This window comes from Georgenia muralis, from assembly GCF_003814705.1.
In the GTDB taxonomy this organism is placed as follows: domain Bacteria; phylum Actinomycetota; class Actinomycetes; order Actinomycetales; family Actinomycetaceae; genus Georgenia; species Georgenia muralis.
The window spans coordinates 3531877-3547926 of the sequence record NZ_RKRA01000001.1 but is presented as its reverse complement, the minus strand read 5'-3'; the positions used below and the strand labels follow the sequence as shown (position 1 = coordinate 3547926).

The 16050-nt window shown below is 70.8% G+C and carries 14 protein-coding genes; 6 read left to right on the top strand and 8 right to left on the bottom strand.

The genetic code is table 11. The features are described from left to right. The first annotated feature begins 158 nt into the window (after window positions 1-158). Genes ctaC through EDD32_RS16010 form a run of 3 tightly spaced genes read left to right on the top strand, consistent with a single transcriptional unit; the run spans window position 159 to window position 3351 of the window. On the top strand, window positions 159-1061 hold the full coding sequence (gene ctaC / locus EDD32_RS16020; RefSeq protein ID WP_246006177.1) for an aa3-type cytochrome oxidase subunit II: 903 nt from the start codon (window positions 159-161) through the stop codon (window positions 1059-1061). Further along, complete coding sequence (gene ctaD / locus EDD32_RS16015) at window positions 1061-2878, top strand: aa3-type cytochrome oxidase subunit I (protein ID WP_123919073.1); 1818 nt, start codon at window positions 1061-1063, stop codon at window positions 2876-2878. The genes ctaC and ctaD overlap by 1 nt, the downstream gene beginning before the upstream one ends. Continuing rightward, complete coding sequence (locus EDD32_RS16010) at window positions 2875-3351, top strand: cytochrome c oxidase subunit 4 (protein ID WP_342771418.1); 477 nt, start codon at window positions 2875-2877, stop codon at window positions 3349-3351. The genes ctaD and EDD32_RS16010 overlap by 4 nt, the downstream gene beginning before the upstream one ends. A gap of 203 nt (window positions 3352-3554) precedes the next feature. Here the strand turns inward: EDD32_RS16010 and EDD32_RS16005 are convergent, their stop codons facing one another. The 5 genes from EDD32_RS16005 to ctaE form a co-directional block, all read right to left on the bottom strand. Beyond that, window positions 3555-4181 carry a superoxide dismutase gene (locus tag EDD32_RS16005; RefSeq protein WP_123919070.1) on the bottom strand — a complete coding sequence of 209 codons (627 nt, stop codon included), beginning with the start codon at window positions 4179-4181 and terminating at the stop codon, window positions 3555-3557. A 234-nt stretch (window positions 4182-4415) separates the two neighbouring features. Beyond that, window positions 4416-6182 carry a cytochrome bc1 complex cytochrome b subunit gene (gene qcrB / locus EDD32_RS16000; protein WP_123919068.1) on the bottom strand — a complete coding sequence of 589 codons (1767 nt, stop codon included), beginning with the start codon at window positions 6180-6182 and terminating at the stop codon, window positions 4416-4418. Beyond that, window positions 6179-7237, bottom strand: a complete 1059-nt coding sequence (gene qcrA, locus EDD32_RS15995) for a cytochrome bc1 complex Rieske iron-sulfur subunit (protein WP_123919066.1) — start codon at window positions 7235-7237, stop codon at window positions 6179-6181. Before qcrA ends, qcrB begins: the two co-directional genes overlap by 4 nt. Then, window positions 7234-8019, bottom strand: a complete 786-nt coding sequence (qcrC, locus tag EDD32_RS15990) for a cytochrome bc1 complex diheme cytochrome c subunit (protein ID WP_123919064.1) — start codon at window positions 8017-8019, stop codon at window positions 7234-7236. The genes qcrA and qcrC overlap by 4 nt, the downstream gene beginning before the upstream one ends. A 56-nt stretch (window positions 8020-8075) precedes the next feature. Then, the gene (gene ctaE, locus EDD32_RS15985; RefSeq protein WP_123919062.1) at window positions 8076-8711 is read right to left on the bottom strand and encodes an aa3-type cytochrome oxidase subunit III; all 636 of its coding nucleotides are present in this window, start codon (window positions 8709-8711) and stop codon (window positions 8076-8078) included. A 291-nt stretch (window positions 8712-9002) separates the two neighbouring features. Here ctaE and EDD32_RS15980 point away from each other — a divergent pair, with 291 nt between their 5' ends. Both EDD32_RS15980 and trpD read left to right on the top strand, forming a co-directional pair. After that, a complete protein-coding gene (locus tag EDD32_RS15980; RefSeq protein ID WP_123919060.1) occupies window positions 9003-9437 on the top strand; it encodes a response regulator transcription factor in 435 nt (144 codons plus the stop codon). After that, window positions 9434-10492: an anthranilate phosphoribosyltransferase gene (trpD, locus tag EDD32_RS15975; RefSeq protein WP_123919058.1), complete on the top strand. Its 1059-nt coding sequence runs from the start codon at window positions 9434-9436 to the stop codon at window positions 10490-10492. Before EDD32_RS15980 ends, trpD begins: the two co-directional genes overlap by 4 nt. Before the next feature lie 7 nt (window positions 10493-10499). On the opposite strand, the gene EDD32_RS15970 is transcribed toward trpD, so the two are convergent. Together EDD32_RS15970 and EDD32_RS15965 are read right to left on the bottom strand one after the other, a co-directional pair. After that, window positions 10500-10778 carry an Lrp/AsnC family transcriptional regulator gene (locus EDD32_RS15970; RefSeq protein WP_123919056.1) on the bottom strand — a complete coding sequence of 93 codons (279 nt, stop codon included), beginning with the start codon at window positions 10776-10778 and terminating at the stop codon, window positions 10500-10502. A gap of 79 nt (window positions 10779-10857) precedes the next feature. Further along, entirely contained in the window at window positions 10858-12636 is a 1779-nt protein-coding gene (locus EDD32_RS15965) for a DEDD exonuclease domain-containing protein (protein ID WP_123919054.1), read from the bottom strand. Between the two features lie 245 nt (window positions 12637-12881). Here EDD32_RS15965 and EDD32_RS15960 point away from each other — a divergent pair, with 245 nt between their 5' ends. Continuing rightward, window positions 12882-14108, top strand: a complete 1227-nt coding sequence (locus tag EDD32_RS15960; protein WP_123919052.1) for an IS110 family RNA-guided transposase — start codon at window positions 12882-12884, stop codon at window positions 14106-14108. 101 nt (window positions 14109-14209) lie between these two features. Here the strand turns inward: EDD32_RS15960 and EDD32_RS15955 are convergent, their stop codons facing one another. Next, window positions 14210-16048, bottom strand: coding sequence for an AMP-dependent synthetase/ligase (locus EDD32_RS15955; RefSeq protein WP_123919050.1), 1839 nt, complete (start codon window positions 16046-16048; stop codon window positions 14210-14212). Between the last annotated feature and the right edge of the window lie 2 nt (window positions 16049-16050).

Below are 16050 nucleotides of genomic sequence, written 5' to 3'. Positions count from 1 at the left end.
CGCCCGTCGGTGGCGCCTCACGGGGCTGTCGACCGGTAGTGTTCCCTCGAAGGACGAAGGTCCCGGGTCCGTGCGCGCCGACGGCGTCGGTGCAGACGACGGGAGCCGGCGGCCCCTCGTCAAGACAGCTGCAGCACCGCGTCGGAAGGTCTCATCCCGTGCGTACCCCGTCTCCGCCACCCCGGCGCCCTGGCGTGCGCGCCCTCCTCCTCGCCGTCGGCGTGGGGCTGGTCGCCACCGCGTGCGCCCCCGCGGACCAGTTCCCCAGCGAGCCCGGCAAGGGCGTCGACGTCGGCTTCCTGCCCAGCGAGCGGGGCCTGACCGACCGCACCGCGGGCCTCATCGACCTGTGGAACGGCTCGTGGGTGGCGGCGCTGGTCGTCGGCGTGCTCGTCTGGGGCCTGACGATCTGGGTGGTCGTCGCCTACCGCCGGCGCAAGAACGACCCCGAGCTCCCCGTCCAGCTGCGCTACCACGTGCCGCTGGAGCTGATGTACACCGTCGTCCCGATCCTCATGATCGGCACGTTGTTCTTCTTCTCCACGCGGGTCACCGGGGAGTTCCAGGACACCGCCGCCGAGCCCGACCTCGAGATCGAGGTCTACGGCAAGCAATGGAGCTGGGACTTCAACTACCTCAGCGAGGACGTGTACTCCTCCGGCGGACGGATCGCGCTGACCGGCGAGGCGGGCGTCGAGGAGACCCTGCCGACGCTGTACCTGCCCGTCGACGAGACGGTGGAGTTCACCCTCCGCTCGCGCGACGTGGCGCACTCCTTCTGGATCCCCGCGTTCCTGTACAAGCTCGACATCCTCCCGGGCCGGGTCAACACCTTCCAGGTGACCCCGCAGCAGGAGGGCACGTTCTCCGGCAAGTGCGCCGAGCTGTGCGGGGAGTTCCACTCCGAGATGCTCTTCAACGTCGCTGTCGTCGACCGAGCGACGTTCGACGACCAGATGGACCAGCTGCGCGCCGCCGGCCAGACGGGGCGCCTGGGCGAGGAGCTCAACCGGCGCTACCTCATCACCGACGACAACGCCACCGAAGGGAGCCAGGACTGATGGCAGCGACCATCGAGGCCCGGCCGGAGCCCCTCCCCGGCCTACGCCCCCACAAGCAGAGCCTGGGCAAGATCGTCGTGTCCTGGGTGACCTCGACCGACCACAAGGTGATCGGGTACATGTACCTCATCGCCGCCTTCATCTTCTTCATGATCGGCGGCGTGCTGGCGCTGCTCGTGCGCGCCGAGCTCTTCGAGCCCGGCATGCTGCTGCAGTCCAAGGAGCAGTACAACCAGTTCTTCACCATGCACGGCACGATCATGATGCTTCTGTTCGCGACGCCGCTGTTCACCGCGTTCGGCAACATCCTCGTCCCGCTGCAGATCGGCGCACCCGACATGGCGTTCCCCCGCCTGAACATGTACGCGTTCTGGCTCTTCCTGTTCGGCGGGCTCATCACGGTCGCGGGGTTCCTCACCCCCAAGGGGGCGGCCAGCTTCGGCTGGACGGCCTACACCCCCCTGTCGAATGCCACGTTCTCACCGGGCGTGGGCGGTGACCTGTGGATCCTGGGCCTGGCGATGACGGGGTTCGGTACGATCTTCGGCGCAGTGAACTTCATCGCCACGATCATCGCCTTGCGCGCACCGGGCATGACGATGTTCCGGATGCCGATCTTCACCTGGAACATCCTCATCACCTCGATCCTCGTGCTCATGGCCTTCCCGGTGCTGGCCGCGGCCCTGTTCGGCCTGAGCGCGGACCGGCTCCTGGGGGCGCAGATCTACAACCCGGAGGCGGGCGGGGCGTTGCTGTGGCAGCACCTGTTCTGGTTCTTCGGGCACCCCGAGGTCTACATCATCGCGCTGCCGTTCTTCGGCATCATCTCCGAGGTCATCCCCGTCTTCTCGCGCAAGCCGATCTTCGGGTACAAGGGCCTGGTGTTCGCGACCATCTCGATCGCCGCGCTGTCGGTGACCGTGTGGGCGCACCACATGTTCACCACCGGCGGGGTGATGCTCAGCTTCTTCTCGCTGATGACGATGCTCATCGCCGTGCCCACGGGGGTGAAGTTCTTCAACTGGATCGGCACGATGTGGCGGGGCAAGCTCTCCTTCGAGACCCCCATGCTCTACGCGCTCGGCTTCCTCGTGACCTTCCTCTTCGGCGGGCTCACGGGCATCATCCTGTCCAGCCCGGCGATGGACTTCCAGGTCCAGGACACCTTCTTCGTCGTCGCCCACTTCCACTACGTCGTCTTCGGAACCGTGGTGTTCGCCATGTACTCGGGCTTCTTCTTCTGGTGGCCCAAGTGGACCGGTCGGATGCTCGACGAGCGGCTGGGCAAGATCCAGTTCTGGATGCTCTTCATCGGCTTCCACGCCACCTTCCTCGTCCAGCACTGGCTCGGTGCGCAGGGCATGCCGCGCCGGTACCCGGACTACATGCCCGAGGACGGCTTCACGCTCTACAACCAGATCTCCACGATCGGCGCGGTGCTTCTGGCCGCCTCGACGCTGCCGTTCCTCTACAACGTCTACAAGACCTCGCGCGGCCCGCGCACCGTCTTCGTGGACGACCCGTGGGGCTTCGGCAACTCGCTGGAGTGGGCGACGGCGTCGCCGGTCCCGCGGCACAACTTCACCTCGCTGCCCCGCATCCGTTCGGAGCGTCCGGCCTTCGACCTGCACCACCCCGAGGTCGCTGCGCTCGACCACCCCGAGCCGAACCGGGACTTCCTCGACTCCATGCTCGCCGGACCCGAGACCGCGGACGCGGCGGACGTCGCGGCTGAGCGCGCCGCGCGGCGTCCCGTGACGGGGACGGGTCTGCTCGAGCCGGGCCGGCGTGACGACGAGGAGGGGACGAGGCGATGACCGAGAACGACCGCCTGCACCAGCAGCGGCCGAACGTCGAGGCGGAGAAGGGCCACGGCGAGCAGACCAGGCCGATGCGGGTCGAGGTGCTCCTCTTCAGCGCGTGGATCCTGTTCTTCATCCCGGTCGCGATCATCTACATGTGGCTCTCCGACGCAGAGCCGGTGGGGACGGTAGGGCTGTTCCTCCTCGGCGGCATGTTCGCCTTCTCCGGTGGCTACCTGTGGCTGACCGCCCGCCGGATCGACCAGCGGCCCGAGGACGACCCGCGCGGCGAGATCGAGGACCGCGCCGGTGAGGTCGGTACCTTCTCGCCGCACAGCTGGTCACCGCTCGTCATCGGGATCGGGACCGCGCTGGCGTTCCTGGGCCTGGCGTTCGGCTGGTGGCTCACCGGCATCGGCGCCGTCGTCGCACTCGTCGGCGTGGCCGGTCAGCTCACCGAGTTCTCGCGGGGCCAGCACACCCACTGAGCCTGTCACCGAGCCGCTCCAGGGCCCCGTCACCGGCGTGACGGGGCCCTCGCGCGCTCGTCACCGGACGGCTGCTCGTCGCGGCGCCGAGCGGTCGGTCCCGGCGTCGTGGGGAAGCAGGCCGCCCTCGCGCGCACAGGGCCCCCAGGATCGCTCCTGGGGGCCCTGTGCGGCGCGGTGCCGGCCGGGCCGGCGTGTGTGCGTCAAGCGGGGACGATGAGACCCGAGGCCTGGGTCGTGGCGCGCGAGAGCCGCGCGGCGACGTCCTGCCAGTTGACGATGTTCCAGAACGCCTTGACGTAGTCCGCCTTGACGTTGAGGTAGTCCAGGTAGAACGCGTGCTCCCACATGTCCAGCTGGAGCAGCGGGAGGGTCCCGACCGGCACGTTGTTCTGCTGGTCGAACATCTGGAAGATCACGAGCCTGCCCGACACCGAGTCGTAGGCCAGGACGGACCAGCCGGAGCCCTGGATGGACGTGGCGTTGGCAGTGAAGTGGCTCTTGAAGCCCTCGAAGGAGCCGAACGAGTCCTTGATCGCCTCGGCGACCTCACCGTCCGGCTCGCCGCCACCCTCGGGGGAGAGGTTGTTCCAGAAGATGGTGTGGTTGATGTGTCCGCCCAGGTTGAAGGCGAGGTTCTTCTCGTAGAGGTTCACGGCGGCGAGGTCGCCGCTCTCCCGGGCGGCGGCGAGCTTGTCGAGAGCGGCGTTCGCGCCGTCGACGTACGTCGCGTGGTGCTTGTCGTGGTGCAGCTCCATGATCTTGCCGCTGATGTGCGGCTCGAGGGCGCTGTAGTCGTAGGGAAGCTCCGGGAGCGTGTACACGGCCATGAATTCTCCTCCTGGCTTGTCGTGGGTGCCGTGCTCCGGCACCCCTGCTCGTTCGGGGCGTGGCCCCGTCACGAGACCAACCTATTGCGTCACGGGTCGTTCCCGCGCGTCCAGCCCGCTGGCCGGGCGCGGTCGGTGGGCGCGGTCGGAGGGACGACCGGCGGGTGGAGTCCGATGACGACGGCGGCCGGCCCCCCCTGGGGGAGCCGGCCGCCGTCGTGGTGCGTGAGCGCGTCAGCGCTTGGTCAGGGTCGCCACGGAGGTGCTGCGACGGCCGGTGCCGTCGTCGTGGTGGCCCTGGGAGACCTCCATCTCGACGCCGATCGACCCGCCGTGGATGGGCTTGCGGGGGCCGTCGTCACCCTCGACCTCGTCCGCCAGGTGGTGCACCGCAGCGAGCTCGGCCGGGGTGAGGGGTTCGACCCGGTCCTCGTAGAAGAAGCGGGAGAGGCGCTGGCGGAGGGCGTCCGTGCGGTAGCCCCGGCGCTCGACGCCGTTGCGGTCGGTGGCCGGCTCGATCTCCATCGGGCGCCGCGGCTCGTGGGCGACGAGGATCCACCGCTCCTCCGGCGTCAGCGGCTTGTGCACCTCCATGAACGCCCCGTTGGGGAGCTGGACGATGCGGCCCGTCTCGTGCCCGTGCAGGGCGAGCTCGCGGTCCCGGCGCTGGAGCGCCAGCGCGGTGCGCTTGGTGACCACGAACGCGAGCACCGGCAGGACGAAGATCGCGACGCGGAAGAACCACGTGATGTCGTTGATGGCGAGGTCGAAGTGGGTCGCGATGAGGTCGTTCGAGCCGGCCAGCACCAGGACGACGAACGTCGTGATGATCGCGACCCCGAGTCCGGTGCGGACCGGGACGTTGCGCGGGCGGTCGAGGACGTGGTGCTCGCGCTGGTCCTTGGTGGCCGCGGCCTCGATGAACGGGTAGGCCCCCAGGAGGGTGAAGAGCAGCCCGGGCACGACGATCGCGGGGATGATCACGCTGAGCGGCACGGAGAACCCGCCGACCACCCACTCCCAGCCGGGCATGAGACGCAGCGAGCCCTCGAGGAAGAGCATGTACCAGTCGGGCTGGGCGCCGGCCGAGACGGGTGAGGGGTCGTACGGGCCGTAGTTCCACACCGGGTTGATCGAGATCGTGGCACCCATGATCGCCAGGAACCCGAACACGATGAAGAAGAACCCCGCCATCTTGGCGACGTAGAGCGGGAACGCCGGGTAGCCGACGACGTTGTGGTCGGTGCGGCCGAGGCCGGGGTACTGGGTGTGCTTGTGCACGACCATGAGCAGCAGGTGCACGCTCACCAGGGCTATGAGCAGGCCCGGGATGAGGAGGATGTGCAGGGTGAAGAAGCGGGCGATGATGTCGGTCCCGGGGAACTCGCCGCCGAAGATCGCGAAGCTGGCGTAGGAGCCGATCACGGGGATGGACTTCACCACGCCGTCGGTGATCCGCAGCCCGTTGCCCGACAGGACGTCGTCGGGGAGGGAATAACCGGTCAGGCCGGCCGCGAGACCCAGGAGCAGCATGACGAAGCCGATGAGCCAGTTCATCTCACGGGGCTTGCGGAACGCCCCGGTGAAGAAGATCCGGAACATGTGTACGACGATGCCGGCCATGAACAGCAGCGCCGCCCAGTGGTGGATCTGCCGCATGAGCAGACCGCCCTTGACGTTGAAGGACATGTTCAGCGTCGATGCGTAGGCCTCGGACATCGCTACCCCGGCCATCGACGCGGGCAGCGCGTCCTCGGGGTAGGTCGTGTGGGCCATCGACGGCTCGAAGAACATCGTGAGGAAGATGCCCGTGATGATGAGCACCACGAAGCTCCACATCGCGATCTCGCCGAGCAGGAACGACCAGTGCTCGGGGAAGACCTTGCGGGAGATGAACTTGACGGCCTTGGCCACCCCGACCCGGTTGTCGAGGTAGTCGGCGGTCGCGGTGACCGGCTTGGACGGGATGTAGCCCGTCTGGCCGTGCGAGGAGGTGCTCATCTCAGGCGCTCCCAGAAGGTCGGGCCGACGGGTTCGGTGAAGTCGCTGCGGGCGACGAGGTATCCCTCGTCGTCGACGGCGATCGGCAGCTGCGGCAGGGGGCGACCCGCGGGCCCGAAGACCACCTTCGCCTCGTCCGTGATGTCGAAGGTCGACTGGTGGCACGGGCACAGCAGGTGGTGCGTCTGCTGCTCGTACAGCGCGACAGGGCAGCCGACGTGGGTGCAGATCTTGGAGTAGGCCACGATGCCGTCGTAGGACCAGTCGGCGCGCTCGGGTCGCTCCTTGAGGACCCGAGGGTCCAGGCGCACGAGGAGGACGACGGCCTTGGCCTTCTCCTCGTAGTACTCCTCATCCTCGGACAGGCCGTGGGGGATGACGTGGAAGACCGAGCCGATGGTGACGTCGGTGGCCCGGATGGGGGTGTCCTCCGGGTCGCGGGCGAGACGGCGGCCCACGGAGCCGTCGGGCAGGGTGCCCACGAACCCCTCGGGGTGGTCGCCCCACACGGTGTGCTTGAGCTTGGAGACGTTCCAGTCGCCGCCGAGCCCGCCGACCAGCGGGACGAGGATCGGCAGCGGTGCGAGGGCGGCGGCCCCGACGAGGGCGCCCTTGAGGAGAGGCCGCCGGGCGATCCCGGAGTCGTCGACCCCGTCGACCATCATCTGCCCGGCGACCGCGCGCGTCTGGGCGTCGGAGCGCTGCGGATGGCGCTGCTCGACGCGCTCCATGTTGTTCATGATCGACTTGGACCAGTGGATGGCGGCAACGCCGATGCCGAGCATGCCGATGCCGAGCCCCAGCCCGAGCGCCAGGGTCGACGCGCGCACGGTTCCCAGGGTGTCCTCGGACGGGATGGCGAAGTACGCGACGACGGCCGCGAGCGATGCGAGCACGGAGATCGCGAACAGCAGGGCGACCTGACGCTCCACGCGCTTGGCGGCGCGCTGGTCGATGTCGCTCAGGCGCGGCTTGTGCTCCTCCAGCCCCGGGTTCTCGAACCGCGCCGGGACGGTCGAGGTGCCGGCCGTGGAAGGACGCTCGAGGGAGCTCATGACGACTTCGCTCCGATCCACACGCCCATGCCGATGAGACCGCCGATGCCGATGACCCATGCCCACAGGCCCTCCGACACGGGCCCGAGCGAGCCGAGGGTGATGCCGCCGGGGGAGGCCTCGCGCTGCTCGTAGAGGTAGGCGATGATGTCGCGCTTGCCCTCGGGGTCGATGTTGGCCTCGTTGAACACCGGCATGGACTGCGGGCCGGTGAGCATCGCCTCGTAGATCTCGGTGGGCGTCGAGTCGTACAGCGACGGGGCGTACTTGCCCTCGCTCAGCGCCCCGCCGGCGCCGACGGCGTTGTGGCACATGGCGCAGTTGGTGCGGAAGAGGGCCATGCCGCTCGCGGGGTCGCCCAGGGCCGGGTCCACCTGCTCGGCGGTGGGCACGGCCGGCCCCGGGGCCAGGGACGCGACGTACGACGCGACGAGGGCGATCTGGTCCGGCGTGAACTGCGGCTTCTTGGCCTCCGCCTGCGGGGAGTTGTTCGACATCGGCATGCGCCCGGTGGCCATCTGGAAGTCCACCGACGCGGCTCCCACGCCCACGAGGGAGGGAGCGAGGTCCGTGCCCTGTGCGTTCAGGCCGTGGCAGGTGGCGCAGTTGGCCCGGAACAGCTGTTGCCCGGCCCCGACGGTCTGGGCACTGGCGGCGGCCGGCGACGCGGTGGCGGTGCGCGGGGCCAGCACGGCGTACATGGCTCCGGTCAGGAGCAGGGCGAGCAGCACGAGCACCGCCGGTGCGAACCGGCTTCTTCTGCTGGCGGCGAATGCCTTCACGATGGTCGTCCTCGTTCGGGTCGTTGATGGGCAGGTGGTCGGTCTGCGGGCCGGGGCTAACGCAGGATGTAGATGACGAAGAACAGCGCGATCCAGACGACGTCCACGAAGTGCCAGTAGTAGGACGTCACGACGGCGCTGCCGGCCTCGAGGTGCCCGAACCGCCGGGCGGTGAAGGACCGGCCGAGGACGAAGAGGAACGCGATGAGGCCACCGATGACGTGCAGCGCGTGGAAGCCCGTGGTGATGTAGAAGACCGACCCGTACGAGCTCGTCGAGATCTTCGTGCCGTGCTGGATGAGCTCGGCGTACTCCGTGACCTGACCTGCCACGAAGATCGCACCCATGATGAAGGTGAGTGTGTACCACTCGTTCATGCCCCATCGGAGGGGGTTGAGCAGGGACCCCGTCCGGGACTGCTGGAAGCGCTCCGCCGCGAACACGCCCATCTGGCAGGTCACCGAGCTGAGCACGAGGATGAGGGTGTTCCCCAGCGCGAACGGGAAGTTCAGCGCGCTCGACTCGGCCGCCCACACCTCCGGCCCGGCGACCGAGCGATGGGTGAAGTACATGGCGAACAGCCCGGCGAAGAACATCAGCTCGCTCGAGAGCCAGACGATGACGCCGACCGACAGGGTGTTCGGCCTTGTCACCTGCACGTGAGCCGTGGGGGCAGCGGTTGTTGACGACACGGCGTCATTATGGCTCAGGTCGGGCCAATCGTGCCCACATTGCCCGGTGGTGAGTCGCGGAGATCGCCAGAAGTAGCCTAGTTCCGCCGAAATATCGCCGGGCCATGACGAAGGTCCCGGTGGGGGCGCGGACCGCTCCGTCCCGGTATGCCCGGATCGACGGTGGCGCCGGCGAGCAGGGACGGACCGGCCGCCGGCCGCGCACTAGCATGGGCGGGGGCCCGCCCGCGGCTCCCCAGCCCTGGAGCGGCCGGCTCGACCACGACCGCCCACACGCCTGAGAGGACGACGATGACCAGCACGGAGACAGGCTCCGACCCGTCGGCGAACGACGAGCGCACCGTGGACCTGCTCGTCTACAGCGACGACGCCGACACCCGGCGCGCGGTGATCGAGTCGGTCGGGCGCCGGCCCGCCAAGGGCCTGCCGCGCGTGCGGTGGACCGAGTCCGCCACCCACGCCGGCGTGGTGAACAAGGTCGAGCAGGGCTCCTTCGCGGTCCTGGTCCTCGACGGTGAGGCCGCCAAGGTCGGCGGCATGGCTATCGCCCGGCAGCTCAAGGACGAGATCTACAACTGCCCGCCCGTCCTCATCCTCACCGGTCGCCCTCAGGACGCCTGGCTGGCGACGTGGGCGGAGGCCGACGCCATCGTCGCGGCACCCCTGGACCCCATCGAGCTGCAGGAGGCGGTCGCGGGGCTGCTGCGCGCGACCGCGGCGCCGTGAGCGAACCCGGTGCTCGCACGTGGCCCGAGCTCGTCGCCCGGCTGATCGGCCGGGAGGACCTCACGGCCGCGGACACCGCGTGGGCGATGGACCGGGTGATGTCGGGGGAGACCGCCCCCGCCGTGCTCGCCGCGTTCCTCGTGGGACTGGCGACGAAGGGCGAGACGGTCGAGGAGCTGCGCGGCCTCGCCGACGCGATGCTCGAGCACGCGACGCCGATCGAGGTGTCGGACGACGTCGTCGACATCGTGGGCACCGGTGGCGACCGGATGCACACGGTCAACATCTCGACGATGGCATCCCTGGTCGTCGCGGCCGCCGGCATCCGCGTGGTCAAGCACGGCAACCGCGCCTCCAGCTCGTCGTCGGGCTCGGCCGACGTCCTCGAGGCGCTGGGGGTCGACCTCAACCTCGACGTCCGCGGCGTCGAGCGGGTCTTCCGCGAGGTGGGCATCACCTTCTGCTTCGCCAACCTCTTCCACCCGTCGATGCGGCACGCCGCGCCGACCCGCCGCGAGCTCGCCGTCGGGACGGCGTTCAACGTCCTGGGTCCCCTGACCAACCCCGCCCGGCCCCGCGCCGCGGCGATCGGCGTGGCTGACGCGCGCACCGCGCCGCTGGTGGCGGGGGTCCTCGCGGCCCGCGGTACCGACGCTCTGGTGTTCCGCGGGCGCAACGGCCTCGACGAGCTGTCCACCACCGCGGTCAACGAGATCTGGGAGGTGCGCGACGGCGAGGTCGTCGCCACGACCCTGGACGCCGCCGCCGAGCTCGGGATGGCCGCGACCACCGTGGCGGACCTGCGCGGAGCCGATGCCGCGTACAACGCCGGTGTCGCCCGCACCGTCCTGGGCGGGCAGCCGGGACCGGTCCGGGACGCCGTGCTGCTCAACGCCGCCGCGGCGCTGGTCGCCAAGGGCGACCTGCCGGGCACCGAGCCGGGCGCGGGCACGCTGATCGACCGCCTGCGCGCCGGCATCGAGCACGGGGCGCGGGCGGTCGACTCCGGTGCCGCGGGCGACCTGCTCACCCGCTGGGTGGCGGCCACCCGCTGACCGGGCCTCAGTCCAGGCCGATATGGAAGGCCTGCTCGAGGTCGTGGCGGGAGTACGCCTGGAACGCGATGTAGGTCTGGGTCCGCACGACGCCCTCGACCTTGCCGAGGCGGTCGGCTACCACCGAGGCCAGGTCCTCGTGCTCGCGGACGCGGGCGATCGCGATGAGGTCGATGTCGCCCGTGACCGAGTAGACCTCGCTGATGCCGTCGAGCTCGGCCACCTCCTGGGCGACCTCCGGGATCCGGGCGGCGTCGGCGTCGATGAGGACGATGGCGGTCAGCATGGGGGCTCCTCCGGGGACTGGCGGGCCGTCCCACCGGAGCGGGACGCACGCCCGCGGGCTCCGCCGGGGCGCACGCCCATCATGGCCTGCCGGGCACCACGTGTCGTGCCGCCCCGCGCACCGGCCACGCCAGCGGCAGACCGCCCTCGGCCACCTCCACGAGCCGCACCCCGTCCTGCTCGAGCCAGCCCGCGAGGAGCTCGGTCTCCTCCACCGGCGCCGCCCCGCACGCGTGGTCGGGAGCGGCGACCTCCTCGGCGGTGGCTCGCAGCGCGTCCATCACCGGCGTGGGGTCGGTGCGGGCGGGGCTGACCGCCGCGCCCGCGAGCCGGCCGTAGCGCACCAGGACGAGCTCCCACCCGCCGTCGTCGGCCCGCCGGGCCGCGAGGAGCTCCGGCGTCGTGACCAGGGGGCGCAGCCGTTGGGCGCGCCGCGCACCCTGGACGAGCGCGCGCAGCCGGTCCCGCTCGGTGGCGGCCTCCTCGTAGCGCTGCTGGGCCGCGAGGGCGGAGAGACGAGCGCGCAGCACCTCGACCACCGGGTCCAGCTCGGTGCCGAGGGCGCCCCGGGCCGGCGCGAGCGCGACCTCGTAGGCCGCACGGTCCTGACCCCCGGTGCACGGTGCCCCGCACCGGCCCATCTCCGCCAGGGCGCACGCCGCCGCGGTGGGGGACGGACGCACCGGCAGGCGCGGCGAGCAGCGCCGCAGCGCCACCGCCTCCTGCAGCGCCTCCAGCGCGGCGGTGGCGGCCCCGCGCGAGTGGAAGGGGCCGATCGCGGAGCCGAGCTCGGCGGCGGGGAGCCTGCGCACGACGCTGAGCCGGGGGAAGGCCTCGTCCGTCAGGCGCAGCCACGGGCGGCGGTCGGGCCGGCGGGACCGGCGGTTGTAGGGCGGGTCGAGCTCGGCGATGAGGCGCAGCTCGCGCACCTGCGCCTCGAGCGCCGTCGCGCAGGGGATCGGGCGCACCGCGGTGGCGATGTCGAGCATCTCCCCGATGCGGGCCCGCTTCTCGGCGGCGGTGAAGTACTGGCGCACGCGCCGGCGCAGGTCCACCGCCGTCCCGACGTAGAGGACCTCGCCCCGCGGACCGAGGAACTGGTAGACCCCGGGGCCCGACGGCAGCCCGTCGGCCATGCCGGCCTTGCGCCGGCGCCCGGAGGGCACCGGGTCGGCGGCGGTGCGCAGGTCCTCGAGGTGGGTGACCCCCAGCGGCGCGAGGCGCCCGAGGAGCGCATGGAGGACGTCGACGGTGGCGCGTGCGTCGTGCAGCGCGCGGTGGTCGGGCGTCACCGCGGTCGCGAACAGCCCGGCCAGGGTGGACAGCTTGTGGTTGGGCGCCTCGTCCCGGGTGACGACCCGGCGCGCCAGGGCGACGGTGTCCACCACCTCGGGCCGGGGCCAGGGCAGGCCCATGCGCTCGGTCGCGTGCCGGAGGAACCCGACGTCGAAGCGGGCGTTGTGCGCGACCAGGACCGATCCCCGGTCCAGGCCCGCGAACTCGAGGAAGGCCGGCAGCACCTCGGTGACCGGCGGCGCCGCCATGACCATCGCCGTGGTGATCCCGGTGAGGACGGTGATCATGGGCGGGACCGCCACACCGGGGTTGACGAGCGTCTGGAACTCGCCGAGGACCTCCCCGCCCCGGACCTTCACCGCACCGATCTCGGTGATCTCGGAGCCCGTGGGTGAGCCGCCCGTCGTCTCCAGGTCGACGACGACGAAGGTCACCTCGTGCAGCGCCGTGCCCAGCTCGTCCAGGCCGAGCTGGACGGGCACCCCCGTACCGGCGGCGTTGCGCGTGGTCCCGTCCAGCGTGAGACGGCCGCCCGGGGCGACGTCGAGGAGGGTGGCTGCCATGGACCGTCACGCTAGGGCCGACCACCGACACTGATGATAGGAAGCGTGTTCCGAGGGGTCGTGACCCGCCTACTGACTGGCGCCCTGCTGGGTTGCCTTCCAGTTGATCTGTCCGGCCCCTCGGGCATGGCACCGGCCGGGCCGGTCATGACCTGATAAGAGCTTGGCAGTTCCTCACCAGTGTCCTGTCTGACCGTCCCGACCGGCGTCGACCCCATCGACTCCAGCGAAAGGGCGGTTCCAGCATGACAGCGGCACCAGGAGATGACGACCGTGACGACGGGGCCGAGGAGGTCATCGGAGGCATCGACACCCACGCCGAGACCATCCATGTGGCTGTCGTGAGCGTGCTGGGGCGGGAGATCGCCGACGCCGAGTTCGCGACCACTCCGGCGGGCTACCGGGCGGCGTACGACTTCCTGAACAGCCACGGCGCGATCGAGCGGGTCGGCATCGAGGGCACCAGCTCCTACGGGGCCGGGATCGCCCGGGCATGTGCCGCCGGCGGGCTCGAGGTCCGAGAGGTGCTGCGCCCCGACAAGACCGTCCGCCGCCGCCAGGGCAAGTCCGACCCCATCGATGCCTATCACGCCGCCCGTGCGGTGCTCTCCGGCCGGGCGACCTCGCCACCCAAGGACGAGAAGATCCTCGGCCTGCGCGCCCTGCACCTGGCCCGCCGCTCCGCGGTCAAGGCACGCACGGCGACGATCCACCAGATCCACCAAGTCCTGGTCACCGCACCGGACTCGATCCGGCAGAAGTACCGTTCCATGACCAACACCAAGCTGGTCACCGCACTGTCCCGAAGCCGCACCACCCGCTACGACCCAGTCGGCGCGGCCATCATGCGCGCGTTGAAGGACCTCGCCGCACGACACGAGTTCCTCACTAGTCAGGCCGCTGACCTCGAGCGCGACATCCGTACCGTCGTGGAGTCCATGAACCCCGGTCTGCTCGCCGCCCACGGCGTCGGCCCAGACACCGCTGCCCAGCTGCTCATCACCGCCGGCGCGAACCCCGACCGGCTCAGCAACGAGGCCTCCTTCGCCGCACTGTGCGGCACCGCACCGGTGCCCGCTTCCTCGGGCAAGACCCGCCGCTACCGGCTCTCCCGGGGAGGGGACCGCGCCGCGAACAACGCCCTGCACCGCGTCGCCCTGGTCCGCATGTCCAGCGACCCCACCACCCGCGCCTACGTTCAGCGACAACGCGCCAGAGGCCGCTCGAGCAAAGAGATCCTCCGCACCCTCAAACGTGCCCTCGCCCGGGAGATGTTCAAGTACCTCACCCGAGTCGTCACGGCCCCCGCGACCGCGGACTTGCGCCCCGCCCGACAGGCCAAGAACATCACCCTGACCCAGGCCGCCGCCCACTTCGGCGTCTGGCCCATGCACATCTCCACCATCGAACGCGGCACCCGCCGCGACGACGACCTCGCCCGCGCCTACCGCCAATGGCTCCAAGCAGCTTGACAACCAATAGGAGCATCACCGGCGCCGTCCCACGCCGACGACGACGAGGGGGGGTCACCACCTCGCCGGTGGTGACCCCCTCGCACGTTAGCGCCGTGCGGTCAGCTCTCGGACCGGCCGGCGGCCCGGGTCGCCGCCGCGTCGGCGTAGAACTTCTCCACGACGTCGGCGAAGTCGGCGAGGACGAGGTTGCGCTTGACCTTCAGCGACGGCGTCAGGTAGCCGTTCTCGACCGTGAAGTCGTCGTCGAGCACGTGGAAGGCCCGGATCGACTCGGCCCGGGAGACCTTGTGGTTGGCCCGGTCGACGGCCATCTGCAGGTGCTCGCGCACGAACGGGTCCTGCGCCGCCTCGGTGACGGTCATCGCGTCCTTGCCGTGGTTGGCGAGCCAACCCGGCAGCATCTCCGCGTCGATCGTCATGAGCGCGCCGATGAAGGGCTGCTGGTCCCCGACGACGACGCACTGCGAGACGAGCGGGTGGGCGCGGATGGCGTCCTCGAGCGGGGCCGGGGCCACGTTCTTGCCGCCGGCGGTGACGATGATCTCCTTCTTGCGCCCGGTGATGCGCAGGTAGCCGTCCTCGTCGAGGGAGCCGAGGTCGCCGGTGCGGAACCAGCCGTCCTCGAACGCCTCGGCCGTGGCCTCGGGGTTGTTGTGGTACCCGCGGAAGATCGGGATGCCCTTGGCGAGGATCTCCCCGTCGGGGGCGATGCGGATCGCGGTGCCGGGCAGCGGCGGGCCGACCGTGCCGATCTTGATGCGCTCGGGACGGTTGACGTTGGTCGGGGCCGTGGTCTCCGTGAGGCCGTAGCCCTCCAGGACGATGAGGCCGACGCCGCGGTAGAAGTGGCCGAGCCGCTCGCCGAGGGCTGCCCCGCCCGAGACGGCGTACTGCGCCTGGCCGCCGAGGGCGTGGCGGATCTTGGACAGCACGAGCTTGTCCGCGAGCCGGTGCTGGGCCTTCAGCGCAGCGGAGGGCCCCGACGCGGTGTCGAGCGCGCGGGAGTAGACGATGGCGACCTTGGCCGCCCAGCGGAAGATCTTCGTCTTGAGGCCGCCGCCGGTGCGGGCCTCCACGCCGTTGTAGACCCGCTCCCACACCCGGGGGACGGAGAGGATGAACGTGGGGTGGAAGGTGGCGAAGTCCGCGACCGCCTGCTTGGTGTCGGGGGTGTGGCCGAGCGTGCGCCCCGAGAGCAGGACGAGGACCTCGACGAAGCGCGCGAAGACGTGCGCCAGCGGGATGAACAGCAGCGACCGCGCCTCGGGCGGGTCGAAGACGACGTGGAGCTCGCGGATGGCCTCGAGGGAGAGCTCGACGAAGTTGCCGTGGGTGAGCTCGGCCCCCTTGGGGCGCCCGGTGGTGCCGGAGGTGTAGATGATCGTGGCGAGGTCGGCCAGACCGACGGCGGCGTGCCGTGCGGCCAGGTCCTCGTCGCTGACCTGCGCGCCCCGCTCGGCGAGGGTGTCGAGAGCGCCCGCGTCGATCGTGAGCACCTCGCGCAGGTTCGGCAGGCCGCCCTCGACGGCTCGCGCCTCCTCGACCGTGGCGGCGTTGGCCGCCGTCTCGACGACGACGACCGCGGCGTCGGAGTCGGCGAGGATCCACTGCGCCTGGGAGGCCGAGCTGGACTCGTACACCGGCACGGGGACGGCGCCGGCGTGCCAGGCCGCCAGGTCCATGAGCGTCCACTCCAGGCGGGTGCGCGACATGATGCCCACGCGGTCACCGGGGCCGACGCCGGCGGCGATGAGCCCCTTGGCGACCGCCTCCACCCGGGCGAGGGTCCAGGCGGCGTCCCGGCGGACCCACGTGTCGCCCACCTTCTCCTCGTACAGGACCTTCGTCGGGGTCTCCCGAGCGTGGTCGAGGAGATAGTCGGTGATGCTCCGTGAGGGGTCGACCTCGACGGCGCGAGGGGTGGCGAACTCGTCCATGC

Bases quoted from the DNA above. Each gene is read 5' to 3' on its own strand.
- ctaD (WP_123919073.1), top strand. From the start codon at position 1,061: ATGGCAGCGACCATCGAGGCCCGGCCGGAGCCCCTCCCCGGCCTACGC.
- EDD32_RS16010 (WP_342771418.1), top strand. From the start codon at position 2,875: ATGACCGAGAACGACCGCCTGCACCAGCAGCGGCCGAACGTCGAGGCG.
- EDD32_RS16005 (WP_123919070.1), bottom strand. From the start codon at position 4,181: ATGGCCGTGTACACGCTCCCGGAGCTTCCCTACGACTACAGCGCCCTC.
- qcrB (WP_123919068.1), bottom strand. From the start codon at position 6,182: ATGAGCACCTCCTCGCACGGCCAGACGGGCTACATCCCGTCCAAGCCG.
- qcrA (WP_123919066.1), bottom strand. From the start codon at position 7,237: ATGAGCTCCCTCGAGCGTCCTTCCACGGCCGGCACCTCGACCGTCCCG.
- EDD32_RS15980 (WP_123919060.1), top strand. From the start codon at position 9,003: ATGACCAGCACGGAGACAGGCTCCGACCCGTCGGCGAACGACGAGCGC.
- EDD32_RS15970 (WP_123919056.1), bottom strand. From the start codon at position 10,778: ATGCTGACCGCCATCGTCCTCATCGACGCCGACGCCGCCCGGATCCCG.
- EDD32_RS15965 (WP_123919054.1), bottom strand. From the start codon at position 12,636: ATGGCAGCCACCCTCCTCGACGTCGCCCCGGGCGGCCGTCTCACGCTG.
- EDD32_RS15960 (WP_123919052.1), top strand. From the start codon at position 12,882: ATGACAGCGGCACCAGGAGATGACGACCGTGACGACGGGGCCGAGGAG.
- EDD32_RS15955 (WP_123919050.1), bottom strand. From the start codon at position 16,048: ATGGACGAGTTCGCCACCCCTCGCGCCGTCGAGGTCGACCCCTCACGG.